Annotated in this window: 17 protein-coding genes; 10 read left to right on the top strand and 7 right to left on the bottom strand. The window is 64.9% G+C overall.

Translation table 11 applies throughout. The features are described from left to right. Nucleotide 1 precedes the first annotated feature (1 nt). From G3N58_RS20105 to lpxC, 6 genes are all read left to right on the top strand, one after another. Complete coding sequence (locus G3N58_RS20105; protein WP_167048691.1) at nt 2–955, top strand: D-alanine--D-alanine ligase; 954 nt, start codon at nt 2–4, stop codon at nt 953–955. 23 nt (nt 956–978) lie between these two features. After that, complete coding sequence (locus G3N58_RS20100) at nt 979–1,731, top strand: cell division protein FtsQ/DivIB (RefSeq protein WP_167048693.1); 753 nt, start codon at nt 979–981, stop codon at nt 1,729–1,731. A 27-nt stretch (nt 1,732–1,758) separates the two neighbouring features. Then, on the top strand, nt 1,759–2,991 hold the full coding sequence (gene ftsA / locus G3N58_RS20095) for a cell division protein FtsA (protein WP_167048695.1): 1,233 nt from the start codon (nt 1,759–1,761) through the stop codon (nt 2,989–2,991). A gap of 116 nt (nt 2,992–3,107) precedes the next feature. Continuing rightward, nucleotides 3,108–4,310: a cell division protein FtsZ gene (gene ftsZ / locus G3N58_RS20090; RefSeq protein ID WP_167048697.1), complete on the top strand. Its 1,203-nt coding sequence runs from the start codon at nt 3,108–3,110 to the stop codon at nt 4,308–4,310. A gap of 269 nt (nt 4,311–4,579) precedes the next feature. Next, entirely contained in the window at nt 4,580–5,083 is a 504-nt protein-coding gene (locus tag G3N58_RS20085) for a peroxiredoxin (RefSeq protein WP_167048699.1), read from the top strand. Nucleotides 5,084–5,371: 288 nt separating this feature from the next. Next, nucleotides 5,372–6,289 carry a UDP-3-O-acyl-N-acetylglucosamine deacetylase gene (gene lpxC / locus G3N58_RS20080; protein ID WP_167048701.1) on the top strand — a complete coding sequence of 306 codons (918 nt, stop codon included), beginning with the start codon at nt 5,372–5,374 and terminating at the stop codon, nt 6,287–6,289. Between the two features lie 88 nt (nt 6,290–6,377). Here lpxC and G3N58_RS20075 read toward each other — a convergent pair whose 3' ends face one another. Further along, nucleotides 6,378–6,860, bottom strand: a complete 483-nt coding sequence (locus G3N58_RS20075) for a DciA family protein (protein WP_206000018.1) — start codon at nt 6,858–6,860, stop codon at nt 6,378–6,380. Nucleotides 6,861–7,160: 300 nt separating this feature from the next. Between G3N58_RS20075 and secA the strand changes: the two genes are divergently transcribed. The 4 genes from secA (at nt 7,161) to G3N58_RS20055 (ending at nt 12,721) form a co-directional block, all read left to right on the top strand. Then, nucleotides 7,161–9,980 (top strand): preprotein translocase subunit SecA, encoded by a 2,820-nt coding sequence (secA, locus tag G3N58_RS20070; RefSeq protein WP_167048705.1) that lies wholly within the window; start codon nt 7,161–7,163, stop codon nt 9,978–9,980. Nucleotides 9,981–10,141: 161 nt separating this feature from the next. After that, the gene (argJ, locus tag G3N58_RS20065; RefSeq protein WP_167048707.1) at nt 10,142–11,383 is read left to right on the top strand and encodes a bifunctional glutamate N-acetyltransferase/amino-acid acetyltransferase ArgJ; all 1,242 of its coding nucleotides are present in this window, start codon (nt 10,142–10,144) and stop codon (nt 11,381–11,383) included. Between the two features lie 37 nt (nt 11,384–11,420). After that, on the top strand, nt 11,421–12,290 hold the full coding sequence (locus G3N58_RS20060; protein ID WP_206000017.1) for an ATP-binding protein: 870 nt from the start codon (nt 11,421–11,423) through the stop codon (nt 12,288–12,290). Continuing rightward, complete coding sequence (locus tag G3N58_RS20055) at nt 12,287–12,721, top strand: NUDIX domain-containing protein (RefSeq protein WP_167048711.1); 435 nt, start codon at nt 12,287–12,289, stop codon at nt 12,719–12,721. Before G3N58_RS20060 ends, G3N58_RS20055 begins: the two co-directional genes overlap by 4 nt. Before the next feature lie 141 nt (nt 12,722–12,862). On the opposite strand, the gene yacG is transcribed toward G3N58_RS20055, so the two are convergent. From yacG to G3N58_RS20025, 6 genes are all read right to left on the bottom strand, one after another. Continuing rightward, complete coding sequence (gene yacG / locus G3N58_RS20050; protein ID WP_206000016.1) at nt 12,863–13,063, bottom strand: DNA gyrase inhibitor YacG; 201 nt, start codon at nt 13,061–13,063, stop codon at nt 12,863–12,865. A gap of 125 nt (nt 13,064–13,188) precedes the next feature. Then, nucleotides 13,189–13,944, bottom strand: coding sequence for a cell division protein ZapD (gene zapD / locus G3N58_RS20045; RefSeq protein WP_167048715.1), 756 nt, complete (start codon nt 13,942–13,944; stop codon nt 13,189–13,191). A 513-nt stretch (nt 13,945–14,457) separates the two neighbouring features. After that, nucleotides 14,458–15,060 carry a dephospho-CoA kinase gene (coaE, locus tag G3N58_RS20040; RefSeq protein ID WP_206000015.1) on the bottom strand — a complete coding sequence of 201 codons (603 nt, stop codon included), beginning with the start codon at nt 15,058–15,060 and terminating at the stop codon, nt 14,458–14,460. 3 nt (nt 15,061–15,063) lie between these two features. Continuing rightward, on the bottom strand, nt 15,064–16,005 hold the full coding sequence (locus G3N58_RS20035; RefSeq protein WP_206000014.1) for an A24 family peptidase: 942 nt from the start codon (nt 16,003–16,005) through the stop codon (nt 15,064–15,066). Nucleotides 16,006–16,033: 28 nt separating this feature from the next. Continuing rightward, nucleotides 16,034–17,260 (bottom strand): type II secretion system F family protein, encoded by a 1,227-nt coding sequence (locus G3N58_RS20030; protein ID WP_206000013.1) that lies wholly within the window; start codon nt 17,258–17,260, stop codon nt 16,034–16,036. Next, the gene (locus G3N58_RS20025; RefSeq protein WP_206000012.1) at nt 17,257–18,513 is read right to left on the bottom strand and encodes an ATPase, T2SS/T4P/T4SS family; all 1,257 of its coding nucleotides are present in this window, start codon (nt 18,511–18,513) and stop codon (nt 17,257–17,259) included. Before G3N58_RS20025 ends, G3N58_RS20030 begins: the two co-directional genes overlap by 4 nt. Nucleotides 18,514–18,652 lie beyond the last annotated feature (139 nt).

The raw sequence follows: 18,652 nt of genomic DNA, 5'->3' as shown, positions 1-18,652 counted from the left end.
GATGAGCAGCATCAAATCCGATCAACTCGCTAAACAATTCGGCAAGGTGGCCGTGCTGCTCGGTGGAGATTCCGCCGAGCGCGAGGTGTCGCTCAATTCCGGGCGGCTGGTGTTGCAAGGCCTGCGCGACGCGGGCATCGACGCGCATCCGTTCGACCCGGCCGAGCGTCCGCTGTCCGCGTTGAAGGAAGAGGGTTTCGTGCGCGCGTTCAACGCGCTGCATGGCGGTTACGGCGAGAACGGCCAGATTCAGGGCGCGCTCGATTTCTACGGCATCAAGTACACCGGTAGCGGCGTGCTCGGCTCGGCGCTCGGTCTCGACAAGTTCCGCACCAAGCTCGTGTGGCAGCAGCTCGGTATTCCGACGCCGCCGTTCGAAGCGGTGCTGCGCGGCGACGACTACGCAGCGCGCTCCAAAGAGATCGTCGCGAAGCTCGGTCTGCCGCTGTTCGTGAAGCCGGCCAGCGAAGGGTCGAGCGTCGCCGTCATCAAGGTGAAGAGCGCGGACGCGCTGCCGGCCGCGCTGCTCGAAGCCGTCAAGCACGACCGTATCGTGGTGGTCGAGAAGAGCATCGAGGGCGGCGGCGAATACACCGCGTGCATCGCCGGCAATCTGGACCTGCCGGTGATCCGCATCGTGCCGGCCGGCGAGTTCTACGACTACCACGCGAAGTACATCGCCAACGACACGCAGTACCTGATTCCGTGCGGCCTGCCCGCCGACGAGGAAACGCGCCTGAAGCAGCTCGCGCGCCGCGCGTTCGACGTGCTCGGCTGCACCGACTGGGGCCGCGCCGACTTCATGCTCGACGGCGAAGGCCAGCCGTATTTCCTCGAAGTGAACACGGCGCCCGGCATGACCGATCACTCGCTGCCGCCGAAAGCGGCGCGCGCGGTCGGCATCAGTTATCAGGACCTGGTGGTCGGCGTATTGGCGCTGACATTGAACGACTAATCAAGGCAATCGCAAGCAACACCATGTGGAACAACGTTCGCCAGCTCAATCTCGCCAGCAATGCCTTGCATGCGTTGCTGGTGCTCCTGCTGCTGGCGGCGGGCGGTTACTGGCTGATCCAGCGCCCGAATTTCGCGTTGCGCGAAATCCAGATCGACGGCGACACCGAGCATATCAATTCGCCGACGGTGCGCGCCGGCGTGGTCGGCAAGTTGAAGGGCAACTTCTTCACCGTCGATCTCGATGTCGCGCGGCAGGCCTTCGAGCAGATGCCGTGGGTGCGCCACGCGAGCGTGCGGCGCGTCTGGCCGAATGCACTGGCTGTCACGCTGGAGGAGTACAAGCCGCTTGGGACGTGGGGCAGCGATCAGCTCGTGAGCGTCGACGGCGAGCTGTTCACGGCGAACCAGGGCGAGCTCGACGAGGATCTGCCCGCGTTCGACGGCCCGGACGGTACGGCAAAGGAAGTCGTCGCGCGTTATCACGACTTCCAGAAGTGGTTCGCGCCGCTCAATGCGACGCCCGAGGAAGTAACGCTGTCGCCGCGCTACGCGTGGACGGTGAAGCTCTCGAACGGCACGCAGGTGGAGCTGGGGCGCGAACGCAATCAGGACACGCTCGCCGATCGCAGCAGGCGTCTGACCGCGGCATGGAACGCGGTCACGCAACGTTGGGGAAAGGATATCGAGTATGCGGACTTGCGCTATCCGAACGGTTTCGCGATTCGTGCCGCTGGCATGCGCTTCATCAGCGAACCCGACAAGGGCAAGAAGTAAACGGACATCACACGCAATGAGCACGCTATGAGTAAAGACTATAAGGATCTGCTGGTCGCCCTCGACATCGGGACGTCGAAGGTCGTGGCCATCGTCGCCGAGTTGAAGGGCGAGGGCCACTACGAGGTGATCGGTCTCGGCCAGAGCGAATCGAAGGGGCTCAAGAAAGGCGTGGTGGTGAACATCGAAGCCACCGTGCAGTCGATCCAGCGCGCGCTCGAGGAAGCCGAGCTGATGGCCGACTGCAAGATCACGAACGTGTTCACCGGCATCGCCGGCAGCCATATTCGCAGCTTCAATTCGAGCGGCATGGTCGCGATCAAGGAGAAGGAAGTCACGCAGGCCGACGTCGCGCGCGTGATCGAAACCGCCAAGGCGATCAACATTCCGACCGACCAGCAGGTGCTGCATATCCTCACGCAGGAATTCATCATCGACGGTCAGGAAGACGTGCGCGAGCCGATCGGCATGAGCGGCATCCGCCTCGAAGTGAAGGTGCATATCGTTACCGGCGCCGTGAGCGCGGCGCAGAACATCGTCAAATGCGTGCGCCGCTGCGGCCTCGAAGTGAACGACCTGATCCTGCAGCCGCTCGCGTCGTCGCTCGCGGTGCTGACGGAAGACGAAAAGGAACTGGGCGTGGTGCTCGTCGACATCGGCGGCGGCACGACCGACATCGCGATCTTCAGCGAAGGCGCGATTCGCCACACGGCCGTGATTCCGATCGCCGGCGACCAGATCACGAGCGACATCGCGATGGCGCTGCGCACGCCGACGCCGGACGCCGAAGACATCAAGGTCGACTACGGCATCGCCAAGCAGGCGCTCGCCGATCCGGACGAGATGATCGAAGTGCCGGGTCTCGGCGAGCGCGGTCCGCGCACGCTGTCGCGCCAGGCGCTCGCGGCCGTGGTCGAGCCGCGCGTCGAAGAACTGTTTTCGCTCGTGCAGCAGGTCGTGCGCGAGTCGGGTTACGAAGAACTGCTGAGCTCCGGCGTGGTGCTGACGGGCGGCGCGTCGATGATGATCGGCATGGTCGAGCTCGGCGAGGACATTTTCCTGAAGCCGGTGCGCATCGGCGTGCCGGAATACGCGGGCGGTCTCGCCGACGTGGTGCGCAATCCGCGCTACTCGACGGCGATGGGCCTGCTCGTCGAAGGCCGCTCGCAGCGCATGCGCGGGCGCAAGGTTGCGGTGCAGTCGGGGTCGATGGGGCAGGTGTTCTCGCGCATGAAGGACTGGTTCCTCGGCAACTTCTGATTACAGGTTTCGAGAAATTCGCGCTGGTGCCGGCGGCTGGCGCGCGACAGGGGGTTGCCCGATCTCCTGCCGGATAACGCCGAGTGGCGGTACTTTTTTATCTTGACGGAGGCAACATGGAATTCCAGATGCTGGAAACCGAAACGAACGGCACCATCATCAAGGTCGTCGGAGTCGGTGGCGCTGGCGGCAATGCCGTTCAGCACATGATCAACAAAGGCGTGCAAGGCGTCGACTTCATCGTGATGAACACGGACGCGCAGGCACTGTCGCGTTCGCGTGCCACCGCGGTGATCCAGCTCGGCAACACGGGTCTGGGCGCGGGCGCGAAGCCGGAAATGGGCCGCGCCGCCGCTGAAGAAGCCCGCGAGCGCATCGCCGACGCACTGCGCGGCGCGCACATGGTGTTCATCACCGCTGGCATGGGCGGCGGCACCGGCACGGGCGCGGCACCGGTCGTGGCGCAGATCGCGAAGGAGATGGGCATTCTGACCGTCGGTGTGGTCAGCAAGCCGTTCGAATTCGAAGGCGGCAAGCGCATGCGCGTCGCGGAAGCCGGTTCGCAGCAACTGGAGGATCACGTCGACTCGCTGATCGTCGTGCTGAACGACAAGCTGTTCGAGGTGATGGGCGATGACGCCGAGATGGACAAGTGCTTCCAGTGCGCTGACGACGTTCTGAACAACGCGGTGGCGGGCATTGCGGAAATCATCAACGTCGACGGTCTCGTGAACGTCGACTTCGAAGACGTGAAGACCGTGATGGGCGAGCAGGGCAAGGCGATGATGGGCACGGCGACGGTTGCCGGCGTCGATCGCGCGCGCCTCGCGGCCGAACAGGCCGTCGCGAGCCCGCTGCTGGAAGGCGTCGATCTGTCGGGCGCGCGCGGCGTGCTGGTCAACATCACGTCGAGCCGTTCGCTGCGTCTGTCGGAAACGCGCGAAGTGATGAACACGATCAAGAGCTATGCCGCGGAAGATGCCACGGTGATCTTCGGCGCGGTGTACGACGATGCGATGGGCGACGCGCTGCGCGTGACGGTCGTCGCAACGGGCCTCGGCCGCGCGGCGAAGAAGCAGCAATCGGCACCGATGACGCTGCTGCGCACCGGCACCGACAACCAGCCGGTCGGCGCGATGCAGCATGCTGCCTACGCACCGGCGGCGGGTCACGCGAGCACGGCCGACTACGGCGCGCTGGATACGCCGGCAGTGTGGCGCACCTCGCGCGACACCGCGGCCTCGCACGTGCAGGCGCTGCAGGAAAAGGGCGTCGACACGTACGACATTCCGGCGTTCCTGCGCAAGCAGGCGGACTGAGCGCGCGGGCAGGCTTTCGTTGCCGCGCTGCGGGTTGTATTGCGGTGCAGCGCTGGCGGACGAATGCACGAGCGTGGCGGGTGAACGGCAAAGAGGTCGCGTATCGTCTGATTCGCGGCAGGGGCGACTGCCCTCTGCGGATTCGCGAAACGGACCAGGCGACTGCCGCCGGGCGGCGCAGCCTGTAGTTGTGTAGTTGGGCTGACGCTGGATTTCACTGCGACACGACGACGTGCGAGCGTGCTTCGCATCGATGCAAAGGACTGAGCATGATCAAGGCAGGTGACAAGCTACCCGACGCGACGCTCTTCGAGTTTGTCGAAGACGAGCGGGCGGGCTGCACGATCGGACCGAACAGTTTCGACGTGCGCGGGCAGACGGCGGGCAAGCGCGTGGTGATCTTCGGATTGCCCGGCGCGTTCACGCCGACCTGTTCGGCCAAACATGTACCGGGTTATGTCGAGCACGCCGAGCAGTTGCGCGCTGCCGGCATCGACGAGATCTGGTGCGTGTCCGTCAACGACGCGTTTGTGATGGGCGCGTGGGGACGCGATCAGCACACCTCGGGCAAGGTGCGCATGATGGCGGACGGCAGTGCGGCTTTCACGCGGGCGCTCGGTCTGGAGCAGGATCTGTCGGCGCGTGGCATGGGAATCCGTTCCCTGCGCTACGCGATGGTGGTCGACGACGGCGTGGTCAAGACGCTGAACGTCGAAGCTGCCGGCAAATTCGAAGTCAGCGATGCGGCGAGTATTCTCGCTACGTTGAGCTAGTTGCTGGCGTCGCACCTTCGCCGCGGGCCTGCGCGCTGATGTCGCGTGAGGTTTCGGCAACGGTGATTGCGACGCTTTTGTGACAGGCCGTTACGCGGGCCGATGACCGGAAACGCCTCCGTTCCGGGGCATCGGCCCGTCCTGCTTCCCCTCGCGGTGCCTAAGGGGTAATGCAGCGAAACAGATTGATACGTTCCCTGCAAAGACGCTTGTCTGGGGATTGGAGTATACTTCGCGCTATGAAATAAAAAGTCCCGATTGGGATTTTCAATCGAGTAGAAGATCACCATGTTGAAGCAGCGCACAATCAAATCGATCGTCAAGACTGTCGGCATCGGCCTGCACTCCGGCCGCAAAGTCGACCTGACGCTCCGTCCGGCGGCGCCGGACACTGGCATCGTGTTTTCGCGCGTGGATTTGCCCACGCCGGTGGACATTCCTGCGTCGGCGATGGCGATTGGCGATACGCGTCTCGCCTCCGTGTTGCAGAAAGACGGCGCGCGCGTGTCGACGGTCGAGCATCTGATGTCCGCCTGCGCCGGTCTCGGCATCGACAACCTTTACGTCGACGTCACCGCCGAGGAAATCCCGATCATGGACGGCAGCGCGGGTTCGTTCGTGTTCCTGATCCAGTCGGCCGGTATCGAAGAGCAGAACGCGGCGAAGAAATTCATCAAGGTCACGAAGCCGGTCGAAATTCGCGACGGCGACAAGTTCGCGCGTCTCGATCCGTACTTCGGCTTCAAGCTCAAGTTCACGATCGACTTCCGCCATCCGGCCGTGGACAAAACCGGCCAGGCGCTCGAAGTCGATTTCGCCAACACGTCGTATGTGCGCGAAATCGCGCGTGCCCGCACGTTCGGCTTCGCGCATGAAGTGGAAATGATGCGCGAACTGGGCCTCGCTCGCGGCGGCAGCATGGACAACGCGATCGTGCTCGACGAGTACCGCATCCTGAACAACGACGGGCTGCGTTACGACGACGAGTTCGTCAAGCACAAGATGCTCGACGCGATCGGCGACCTGTATGTGGTCGGCCACCCGCTGCTGGCGTCGTACACCGCGTACAAGTCGGGCCACGGCCTGAACAACGCGCTGCTGCGCGAACTGCTCGCGCACGAAGACGCGTACGAAGTCGTCACCTTTGAAGACACGCAGAAAGCGCCGCGCGGCTTCGCGTACGAAACGCAAACGGCTTTCGCCTGACGCCCGAGTTGTAGCGCACAGGCAAGCCAGATGGAACAACGGCCCTTCGGGGCCGTTTTTTTCGTCTATTGCTTAGCGATTGCGTTATTCAGCGATTGCGCCGATGCCGGGCCGCCATGCGCGCGAGCGCTTCCTGCAGGGGAGAAGGCGCGAGCGATTCGCTGAGCGCTTGCAGCGCGTCGGCGCCGGCCGGCGTCATGCGCGCCTGTTTGACGGGCGGCGGCTCCTTGAGCGGCTGCGGCCGCACGCGAATCTTCAGCGCATGGACCGGCCAGCCGCGCTGCTGCAAATCCGCCAACAGCCGCGGCTCCAGGTGCCGCAGCCGTGCCGCGAGGGCGTTGTGCGCGGCAAAGAGGGCCAGGACACCTTCCTTGATGAAGCCCGGCTCGATGCTGCTCGCCAGATAATCGGGCAGCAACTCGCGCAGATCCTTCTCGAGCGCGGCAATCTGCTCGACGCCCGCGCGCAGCGCGGCGAACGCGTCCGTGCGGCCCAGCACCTCGGAAAGCGGCTGGGGACGGCGCAGATCGAATTGCTTCGGCGGCCTTGAAAAGGACGAAAAACGGCTCATGTTTGGGATTAACGACGTGGGCGCGCACCTTGCACGCCCATGCCGCGATTGTACCGCGCGGGCAGCGTGCGAACCCCGCTTGCGACGCGTCGCCGGAGTTTGCCGGACGGCCCCCGGGGCACCCCCCGAACGCCCGCGCCGTCGCACCTCTGACACAAGCGCTGCCAAAGGCGCGTGCTAGAATGCCCGATTCGAATTCACTCCTGGACTAAGCGGCCAAAGCCTTTCCGACTCTAGGCTCGCGCGTGCCCGAACCGCACACCGCGAGCCAGCCGAAGCCGCGACGCAGACACCGATCCGATGACCACCGGTTTTCTACAGAAGATTTTTGGCAGCCGTAATCAGCGGCTAGTCAAGCAATATCAAAAGACCGTCGCGGCGATCAATGCGCTCGAACCGCAGATCGAGCAATTGACGGACGATCAGCTGCGCGCCAAAACGGGTGAATTCCGCCAACGCGTCGCGAGCGGCGAATCTCTCGACAAGATCCTGCCCGAGGCGTTCGCGGTTTGCCGCGAGGCCAGCAAGCGCGTGCTGAAAATGCGCCACTTCGACGTGCAGTTGATCGGCGGCATGGCGCTGCACTACGGCAAGATCGGCGAAATGCGCACCGGCGAAGGCAAGACGCTCGTCGCGACGCTGCCGGTGTACCTGAATGCGCTGTCGGGGCGCGGCGTGCACGTGGTCACGGTCAACGACTACCTCGCGCAGCGCGACGCCGAATGGATGGCGCGGCTCTACAACTTCCTCGGTCTGTCGGTCGGCATCAACCTGTCGCAGATGGACCACGAGTCCAAGCAGAAAGCCTACGCCTCGGACATCACCTACGGCACCAACAACGAATTCGGCTTCGACTACCTGCGCGACAACATGGTCTACGAGACCGACGCGCGCGTGCAGCGCGGCCTGAATTTCGCGGTCGTCGACGAAGTGGACTCGATCCTGATCGACGAAGCGCGTACGCCGCTCATCATCTCCGGCCAGGCCGAAGATCACACCGAACTCTACGTGCGCATGAACGCGCTGCCGCCGCTGCTCGAACGCCAGATCGGCGAAGAGAAGGCGGACGGCACCGGCGTCGAGAAGCCGGGCGACTACACGCTCGACGAAAAGGGCCGTCAGGTGTTCCTGACCGAATCTGGCCACGAAAAAGCCGAGCGCCTGCTCGCCGAGTGGGGCCTGATCGGCGAGGGCGAAAGCCTCTACGCGCCGCAGAACATCACGCTGATGCACCACGTGTACGCGGCGCTGCGCGCACACACGCTGTTCTTCAAGGACCAGCACTACGTCGTGCAGAACGGCGAAGTCATCATCGTCGACGAATTCACCGGCCGTCTGATGGCCGGCCGCCGCTGGTCGGACGGCCTGCACCAGGCGGTCGAGGCGAAGGAGCACGTGAAGATCCAGAGCGAGAACCAGACGCTCGCTTCGATCACGTTCCAGAACTACTTCCGCATGTACGCGAAGCTGGCCGGCATGACCGGCACGGCCGACACCGAAGCGTACGAATTCAACGAGATCTACGGTCTCGAAACGGTCGTGATCCCGACCAACCGTCCGCCCAAGCGGATCGACAAGCAGGATCAGATCTACAAGACCGCGAAGGAACGCTACGACGCGGTGATCCGCGACATTCGCGAGTGCTACGAGCGCGGTCAGCCGGTGCTGGTCGGCACGACGTCGATCGAGAACTCGGAACTGCTGTCGCATCTGCTCAAGCAGGCCGGTTTGCCGCACGAAGTGCTGAACGCGAAGCAGCACGCGCGCGAAGCGGCGATCGTCGCCGAAGCGGGCCGGCCGCAGCGCATCACGATCGCCACCAACATGGCCGGCCGCGGCACCGACATCGTGCTCGGCGGCAACGCGGAGAAACAGGCGTCGTTCATCGAGCAGGACGAAACACTTTCTGACGATGAAAAGCAGCGCCGCATCCAGAAGCTGCACGACGAATGGCAGACGCTGCACGATCAGGTGAAGGCCGCGGGCGGTCTGCACATCATCGGCACCGAGCGTCACGAGTCGCGCCGGATCGACAACCAGCTGCGCGGCCGTGCCGGCCGTCAGGGCGACCCGGGTTCGTCGCGCTTCTATCTGTCGCTCGAAGACCCGCTGCTGCGCATTTTCGCGGGCGACCGCGTGCGCGCGATCATGGACCGCCTGAAGATGCCGGAAGGCGAGGCGATCGAGGCGGGCATCGTGTCGCGCTCGATCGAATCGGCGCAGCGCAAGGTCGAAGCGCGCAACTTCGATATTCGTAAGCAATTGCTCGAATACGACGATGTCTCGAACGATCAGCGCAAGGTGATCTATCAGCAGCGCAACGAATTGCTCGAAGCGAACGACATCACCGAGACGATCGGCGCGATGCGTCACGGCGTGATCGCCGACATCGTGCATCAGTTCGTGCCGGCGGGCAGCATCGAAGAGCAGTGGGACGTGCCCGAACTCGAGGAAGTGCTGCGCAACGAATGGCAGCTCGATCTCGCGATTCAGGAAATGATCAACGAGTCGAACTCGATCAACGCGGACGAAATTCTCGAAGCGGTCGAGGCCGCCGCCGACGAAGCGTACGAGTCGAAGGTCCAGCTCGTGGGCCGCGAATCGTTCAGCGCGTTCGAGCGCTCGATCATGCTGCAGACGCTCGACCGCGCGTGGCGCGAACACCTGGCGGCGCTCGACCATCTGCGCCAGGGCATCCATCTGCGCGGCTATGCGCAGAAGAACCCGAAGCAGGAATACAAGCGCGAGGCGTTCGAACTGTTCGCCGCGATGCTCGACGCGGTGAAGCTCGAAGTCACGCGCATCGTGATGAACGTGCAGATCCAGTCGCCGGAGCAGCTCGAGGCGGCTGCGGAGCAGATGGAAGAGCAGGGCGGTCATCTCGAGAACGTCGAGTTCCGTCATGCCGAATTCGCGGAAGCCGGCGCCGCCGCGCCCGTCGCAGCCGAAGCGGCCACCGCCGCGATGATCGGCGACGCGATGAGCCACGGCCACGGTCACGGCGTGGCCCCGCAAGCGGTGCATGTGAATACCGACAACGTGCCGAAGGTCGGACGTAACGACCCGTGCCCGTGCGGCAGCGGCAAGAAGTACAAGCAGTGCCACGGCAAGATCGCGTAACGCCGGTGCGGCGCGCTTCTGGGCGCGCCGCGTTGTTTCGGTGTCGTCGTTAGCGCGGCTTTGCCGTTGATTTCGCCGGTGGCCCGGCAGCACGCCCGGGTCACCTGTTCCGTTTCCCCAATGCCGGCACCCGCCGGCATTTTCTTCGACAGGTCGCGACCATGGCTGTCAACTTTCCCTCGATCGATCCCGCTCAACTCCATCCCGTTGCCGGCGTCACGCTCGGCTGGGCAGAGGCGAATATCCGCAAGCCGAACCGCAAGGACGTGCTCGTCATTTCCGTCGACGAAGGTGCGACGGTCGGCGGCGCGTTTACGCAGAACCGCTTCTGCGCGGCGCCCGTCACCGTGTGCCGCGAGAACCTGCAGCGCGTGCGCGCGGGCGGCAAGCCGATTCGCGCGCTGGTCATCAACACCGGCAACGCGAACGCGGGCACCGGCGAGCCGGGCCTCGCGGCGACGCGCGAAACCTGCGCGGAACTCGCGCGTCTCGCCGACATCGCGCCCGAGCAGGTGCTGCCGTTCTCGACGGGGGTGATTCTCGAACCGCTGCCGGTCGACCGTCTGAAGGCCGGTTTGCCGGCCGCGCTCGCGAACCGCAAGGAAGCGAACTGGTACGACGCGGCGCAGGCGATCATGACGACCGACACGCTGCCGAAGGCGACTTCGCGCCGGGTCACGATCGACGGCCACACGGTCACGCTGACCGGCATCAGCAAGGGCGCCGGCATGATCAAGCCGAACATGGCGACCATGCTCGGCTTCCTCGCGTTCGACGCGGCCGTCGCGCAACCGGTGCTCGACGAACTCGTCAGGCACGTCGCGGACCGCTCGTTCAACTGCATCACGATCGATGGCGATACGTCGACCAACGATTCGTTCATCCTGATCGCGTCGGGCAAATCGAGCCTGCCCGCGATCACGTCCACCGATTCGCCCGCTTATGCAGCGCTGCGCGACGCGGTGACGGAAGTCGCCCAGACGCTCGCGCAGCTGATCGTACGCGACGGCGAAGGCGCGACCAAATTCATGACCGTGCATGTCGAAGGCGGCTCGAGCGTCGAGGAGTGCCGCAAGATCGCCTACGCGATCGGCCACTCGCCGCTCGTGAAGACGGCCTTCTATGCCTCGGACCCGAACCTCGGCCGCATTCTCGCGGCCATCGGCTATGCCGGCGTGGACGATCTCGACGTCGGCAAGATCGATCTGTATCTCGACGACGTGCTGGTCGCCACCGCCGGCGGCCGCAACCCGGCCTACCGCGAAGAAGACGGCCAGCGCGTCATGAAAAAGAGCGAAATCGGCATTCGCGTCGTGCTCGGACGCGGCAATGCGCAAGCCACGATCTGGACCTGCGATCTGTCGCACGACTACGTGAGCATCAACGCCGACTACCGCTCGTAATCAGGCTCAATGTGCGGCCGCTGGCCGCCTACTTAACATGGACAAACTCGAACAGTTTCTGACCCGGGCCGAAGCCGTGCTCGGTCGCCTGGAAGCCATGCTTCCCCCCGCCGCGCCGGAAATCGACTGGTCGGCCGCCGTCGCGTTCCGCTGGCGCAAGCGCCAGGGGCGCGGCTACCTGCAACCGGTGCCCGCGATTTCGTCGATCAGGCTCGACGACCTGCAGAACATCGATCGCCAGAAAGGGCTGATCGAACAGAACACGCGCCAGTTCGTGCGCCAGCAGCCGGCCAACAACGTGCTGCTGACGGGCGCGCGCGGCACCGGCAAGTCGTCGCTGATCAAGGCCTGCCTGAACGCGTACGCAAAAGACGGCCTGCGTCTGATCGAAGTGGACAAGGACGATCTGCACGATCTCGGCGACATCGTCGATCTGATCGCGAAGCGCCCGGAGCGCTTCATCGTGTTCTGCGACGACCTGTCGTTCGAAGAGGGCGAATCGGGCTACAAGGCGCTGAAGGTCGCGCTCGACGGCTCGGTCGCCGCGCAGTCGGACAACGTGCTGATCTATGCGACCTCGAACCGCCGCCATCTGCTGCCCGAGTACATGAGCGACAACGAGACGTACAAGCACACGTCGGATGGCGAGATTCATCCGGGCGAACTGGTCGAAGAGAAGATTTCGCTGTCCGAGCGTTTCGGGCTGTGGGTCAGCTTCTATCCGTTCAAGCAGGACGACTATCTGACGATCATCGCGCACTGGCTGCGGCATTTCGGTTGCGACGACGCCGAAATCGAGGCGGCGCGCGGCGATGCGCTCGTGTGGGCACTCGAACGCGGATCGCGCTCGGGACGTGTCGCGTGGCAGTTCGCGCGCGACTGGTCCGGCCGTAAGACGCCGGCATGAGCGAGGCAAGCGGCAACACGGGCAAGAACGGCGCCGCCCGCCCGGTCACCGAAGTCGCGGTCGGCGTGCTGGTGCAGCCAGACGGGCGCTATCTGCTCGCGCAGCGTCCGGCGGGCAAGCCGTACGAGGGCTACTGGGAGTTTCCGGGCGGCAAGCTCGAACCGGGCGAATCGGTCGAGGCCGCGCTCGCGCGCGAACTGCACGAGGAGCTTGGGATCGAGGTCGAGGCGAGCCATCTGTGGCATACGCTCGAACACGATTATCCGCATGCCTATGTGCGGCTGTTCTTCTGCAAGGTGACGCAGTGGTCGGGCGAGCCGCATGGGCGCGAAGGCCAGGCGTTCGTGTGGCAGAGCTTGCCTGCCGAGGTCTCGCCGCTGCTGCCGGCGACCATTCCGGTGCTGGAGTGGCTGGCGGCCGAGAAGACGTAGTCGGCGGGTAGCACGTGTAGCAGATGAAACCACGCGGTGACGGGGGTTGTGCGAACAGCGCCGGGCCGCGTGGTTTTTTATCGTCTGTTTATCGCCTTTTATTGCCGGTCTTTCGATGGCCTTTTAGTCTCGCGGCCGGACTCAATGCGGGTTGTAATCGTCACGAGACGTTTCCTCGGATGACGAGGCTTCCTGGTCGTTGCCGCCGATCTTGTATTTCTCGGCGGCCCATGCGCCGAGATCGATCTGCTTGCAGCGTTCGGAACAAAAAGGACGGAAGCGGTTTTCAGGGGTCCAGCGGACATCTTTGCCGCAAGTAGGACATTTGACGACGGTAGGCATACGGTCGGACAGTCAATCGCAAACGGAACAAGTAACGAATATAAGGCTATTTCGCGCCGTTTCAAAGGCGCGTTCCCTGAATCCGGATTGGGCTGTTTGGGTCTGTTAAGGACGGCGACGAGCGCTTACAGGCTGCAAAGCGTGAGCTGGAACGGTACGTCGACGTCGACCGCGCGCGGCCGCAGATCGCCGTCCTGCACCGTGAAGCGCACCCACAGCATGTACTTGTTGGCGCTCGCTTCGGGAATCACGCGCAATTCAGGTGCCACGCGCACCTGCATCAATTGATACGAGCGGCCCGAGAGCATCTGTTGATAGCTGCCCTGCATCGCCATCACCTTCGACGCTTGGCCCGATTCGCGCGCGAGCCGCAGCACGATGGTGGCCGCGTCGCGCAGCGGCAGCAGCGGCGTGACCCATTTGGCGATGTCCTGGCGACGCTGATCGGGATGCAGCTGTTGCCACGCATAGTAGGACGGCAGATCGAATTTGCAGGTGCCGCCAGGAATGATGGCGCGGCTGCGAATGCTCGCGAGCCATTCGTTGTCTGCAAGATGCTGGCCGGTTTTGCCCTGCATCTGCGCGAGCCCTGCGAGCGTTTGCTCGATTTCGCCGAGCACCGCTTCCAGCGCGTTCTGTTCGATGCCGGGATTGCCGCGAAACGGCGCGAGCGTTTGCCGTTGCCGCTCGAGCTCCTTCATCAGATCGGACTTCAGATCTGCGCGACCCGCGACTTCGGAGATTTCGAACAACGTTGTCAGTGCGACGTGATGTTCCCTGGCGTCTTCCTGAGTCAGAAAGAACGTGAAGCGCTCGAACAGATCTTCGAGGCGCAACAGCGTTCTGATTCGCTCGTTGAAGGGGTACTCGTAAAGGATCAAGCGGGCTCGCCTCGGGCGTGGTCGGTGACAGGAATGCAAAACATTCTAATGCCGTGGGACTACCCAAGCAATCACGCACTTTTTCAGCGCGCTTTCGCAACTTTTTTCGTGACTTCACGATGGTTCAGTGCGTTTCGGCTGCTGGGGGCGCGCAAAGTTCAATGCGCGGGTGGCGGTTCGTGTGGGAACCTGGGCTGATGGTGCCTCGTGCCGCGGTTGAGTCATGCCGGTGGCGGGTTTTTGCCTCGGGCGTGCTCGTGCATGAGGCGTGCCGCGGACACGCTTGTGTCATGTTGCGCTCGCGTTGCGCTTCGAGATTCGCGTGGCGCTTCATCGGGACGCATGCATGCGATCGATCCGCGTACGGATCGATCGCGGCCAGGTGCGGCACACGCCTATGCAACGCATGTGTGCGATCCGGGTGCGTCACGTATCGCGGTATTGCGCGTGTGCGCAGGTCAGCGCACGCGGCGGCTTCGGTTTGGCCGGCCCTCTCGCTCGTTCACCCATTACTCACCCATTCGCGAGCAACAGGTACGCGCGATGCCGTACATCCACCTGAGCTTCGAGCGCTTCGAGCGGCGCATTGTCGTTGTCGATGACGTCGTCGGCGGCGGCTAAGCGCGCTTCGCGCGTGGCCTGGCGCGCGATGATCGCGAGGATCTGTTCGCGGCTGAAGCCGTTGCGCTTCATCACGCGCGCGATCTGCGTCTCGACGCTGCAATCGACGGTCAGCACGCGATTCGCCCGGTTCTTCCACGTACCGGATTCGACCAGCAACGGCACCACGACGATCACGTACGGCCCTTGCGCCTCGCGTTGCTCGCGCTCGGTTTCCGCGCGAATCAGCGGATGCGTGATGCTTTCGAGACGCTTGCGCGCCGCTTCGTCGCTGAACACGAGCGAGCGCATGCGCGCGCGATCGAGCGAGCCGTCCGGCGCGACGAACTCCGTGCCGAATTCGGCGGCAATGAGCGGCATCGCGACGCCATGCGGCGCGGTGATGCGATGCGCGATCACGTCGGTGTCGACGAGCGGCACGCCGCGCGCGGCAAACAGATTAGCCACCGTCGATTTGCCGCTGCCAATGCCGCCAGTCAGTCCCACAACGAACATGCTTCAGCCTCCCAGAGCCAGATAGAGCGGCGTGCCGACAAATAGCGTGAGCGCACCGCCCGCGGCGAGAAACGGCCCAAACGGCAGCGGCTCCTCGAAGCGCATGCGGCCGCGCCACGTGGCCGCGAGTCCGACCACCGCACCGGCGACCGCCGCGATCAGCACGATTTGCGGCAGGGCAGCCCAGCCGAGCCAGGCGCCGAGGGCGGCTAGCAGCTTGAAATCGCCGTAGCCCATGCCTTCGACGCCACGTATGAGACGGAACACCCAATGCACGGCCCATAGCGCGAGATACCCGAAGATCGCGCCGAGCACCGCGTCGTGCAGGTTCGTGAACATACCGTTGAAATTGACGATGATGCCGGCCCACAGCAGCGGCAGCGTCATCGAGTCGGGCAACAGGTGCGTGTCGATGTCGATCGCGCTCATCGCCAGCAGCGTCGCGCACAGGCCGAACGCGGCGAGCGCCATCATGGTCGGGCCGAACACCGCGAGCACGCTCGCGGCGCAGGCGGCGCTCGCAATTTCGAGCAGCGGATAGCGCAGGCTCACATGCGTGCCGCACGCGGAGCAACGCCCGCGCAACATGATATAGCTCAGGACCGGCAGGTTTTCCCACGCGCTCAGAACGTGACCGCAATGCGGGCATGCGCTGCGCGGCACCCACAGGTTATAGCGCGCGGGCAGGCCGTCGTCGGCTTGCGGCGTCTCGGTGGCCTCGTTGATTTCCTCGCGCCAGGCGCGTTCGAGCATGATGGGCAGCCGATGCACGACCACGTTCAGAAAGCTGCCGATCACGAGGCCGAACACGATCGCGAACGCGATCTGCACGCCCGCGGGCAGACTGGCGATCGCGAGCCCGACATCGCTCGCGAAGCGGCCTGGCAGTAAGCCCGCGAGCAGGCTGGAAGAGGTTTCTTGCACGAGCGGAAGAGGAGCCTGCATGGAGTTTGGAATGGATTCGGCTGCGATGCTACACCACGTTGCCGAGTTGAATAATGGGAAGATACATCGCAATCACGAGGCCCCCGACCAGCGCGCCGAGCACGACGATCACGAGCGGTTCGCACAGGCTCGACAGCGTGCCGATCTTTTCGTCCACCTGGCGATCGGCGAGCGAGGCGACGTCGAGCAGCATCGTGTCGAGCGCCCCCGATTCCTCGGCGACCGCAACGGGCTGCACGACCTCGGACGGGAAGCATTGCGCGGCGCGCATCGCCGCGGCGAGCCGTTCGCCGCGCCGCAATCTCACCGCGATGCCCGCCGTGGCGCGATCGAAAAAGGCATTGCCGGTTGCGTGCGTGAGCGAGTCGAAGGCATCGGCGAGCGGTGTGCCGGCGGACAGCAGCGTGCCGAGCGCGCGGCTCCAGCGCGCCGCGCACAGCGTGCGCAGCAGCGGGCCGGCTACCGGCAGGTTGAGCGAGGCGCGCGCAAAACGGATGCGGGCGCTGGCCGACCGCCGCAACACGAACGTCATGGCCGAGCTCAGCGCGGCCAGCAGCGCAAACGCCGGCACGCTCCAGCGCGCCGTGCCGGCTGACAACGCCAGCACGAACTGTGTCGGCGCGGGCAACTGCGCGCCGAAACCGTCGAAAATCTGCTTGAAGGTCGGCACGACCCACACCAGCAACGCAGCCGTAATTGCCATGGCGAGCAGCAGGATCGCGACCGGGTAGGTCAGCGCCGCGCGTACTTTCGCGCGTTGCGCGGCGGCGCGTTCGCGGTCGTCGGCGAGACGGGCGAGCACCGTGGCGAGCGCACCCGCGGCTTCGCCGACTTCGACGAGCTGGCAGTACAGCGCGTTGAACTGCGCGGGGTGCCGCTGCAATGCCGCCGAAAAGCGCAGGCCGGCGGTGATGTCGCGCGCGACGGCGGCGATGATGCGCGGCATGCCTTGCCGGCGCGACGCGGGTGCTTGCGCGAGCAGTTCGAGCGCGGGTGCGAGCGGCAGACCGGCGCGCAACAGGCTCGCGAGTTGCCGCGTGAACAGCGTGACGTCGGCGGCGCGGGTTTGGGGGCGTGGCGCCGGCCCTTGCATCGCGAGTTCCACGATGAACAGGTTGTCGCGTTTGAGCATGGCCCGTGCGGCGCTCGCGTCCGGCGCGATCAGCGAGCCGCTTTGACGCGCGCCGTCGGCGTCGAGGCCGCGCCATTTGAAGCGCTGGTCGGCAGCGGGGCGAAGGAGCGGAACGGTGCTCATGCGACTTCGGTGGCGGCGAGCGCTTCGGCGAGACTCGTGGTGCCGTCGCGTACGCGCGCGAGCGCGGCGTCGCGCAACGTCGCGACCTGTTCGGTCTGCGCGAGCCGGGCCAGCTCGTGGACGCCCGCGCTGGCGACGATCAGTTCGCGCATAGCGTCGGAGACCGGCATCACCTGGTGAATGCCGACGCGTCCCCGGTAGCCGATGCCGTGGCAGGCCGCGCAGCCGACTGCCGCATAAGGCTGCCAGCCATCGAGCCGGTGGGCGGCGAACCCGGCTGCCTCGAGCGCCGCCGCCGAATGCGGCGCTGGCTTGCGGCACGCGGCGCACAGGCGCCGCACGAGCCGTTGCGCCGTCACCATCCGCAGCGCGGCCGCGAGGTTGTAGGGCTCGACGCCGATGTCGATGAGCCGCGCGATCGCCGCGGGGGCATCGTTCGTATGCAAGGTGGACAGCACGAGGTGGCCGGTTTGCGCGGCCTTGACCGCGACGTCGGCGGTCTCGTTGTCGCGGATTTCGCCGACCATGATGACGTCCGGGTCCTGACGCAGAAACGCGCGCAGTGCGACTGCGAAAGTCAGCCCGGCTTTCTCGCGCACACTGACCTGATTGATGCCGGCGAGCTGGATCTCCGCCGGGTCCTCGACCGAGCAGAGATTGCGCGCCTCGCCGTTCAGCAGATTCAGAAAGCAGTACAGCGACAGGGTTTTGCCGCTGCCGGTCGGTCCGGTGACGAGCACAAGACCGTGCGGCGCGCGAATCGCAGCGTCGACGGTTTGACGCTGTTGCGGATCGAGGCCGAGCGAATCGAGCGAAAGATCGGCGGGCAGTGCGTCGAGCCGGCGCAGCACGAGCTTTTCGCCGAACAGAGTGGGCAGCGAGTTGACGCGATAGTCCTCGATGCGCTGCGGCGTGCTGGCGATGCGCAGGCGACCGTCCTGCGGCACGCGCCGTTCGGCGATGTCGAGCCGCGCGAGTACTTTCACGCGCGTGACGAATGCATCGCGCAGATGAGCGGGCGGCTGCGGGATTTCATGCAGCACGCCGTCGATCCGCAAGCGTATGCGCCAGCCGTGCTCGGCCGGCTCGATGTGAATATCCGACGCATTGCGCCGCGTCGCTTCCCGCAGCGTGTCGGTCAGGAGACGCACGGCCGGGGCGTTGTCGGGATCGGCGAGACTGGCTGCGCCAGTTTCGCCGTTGAAGGGCAGGGCGCGTGGCGCGGCCGCCGCGGCTGCAAAGGAGTTGGGCATGAGAGACCGGCGATGAGCCGCCTGTAGAACGTGACGGCTTCATCTTCCGGCAGTGAGGACGGCGGCGCCATTCAGCCATTCGGCTAATGGCGCGCTGAACGGCCGTGTGCGATGCTGATCGCGAATCGGCGATTGCCAG

Source organism: Paraburkholderia sp. Ac-20342 (assembly GCF_017104985.1).
Classification (GTDB): domain Bacteria; phylum Pseudomonadota; class Gammaproteobacteria; order Burkholderiales; family Burkholderiaceae; genus Paraburkholderia.
This window is presented reverse-complemented; position numbering and strand designations above follow the sequence as displayed.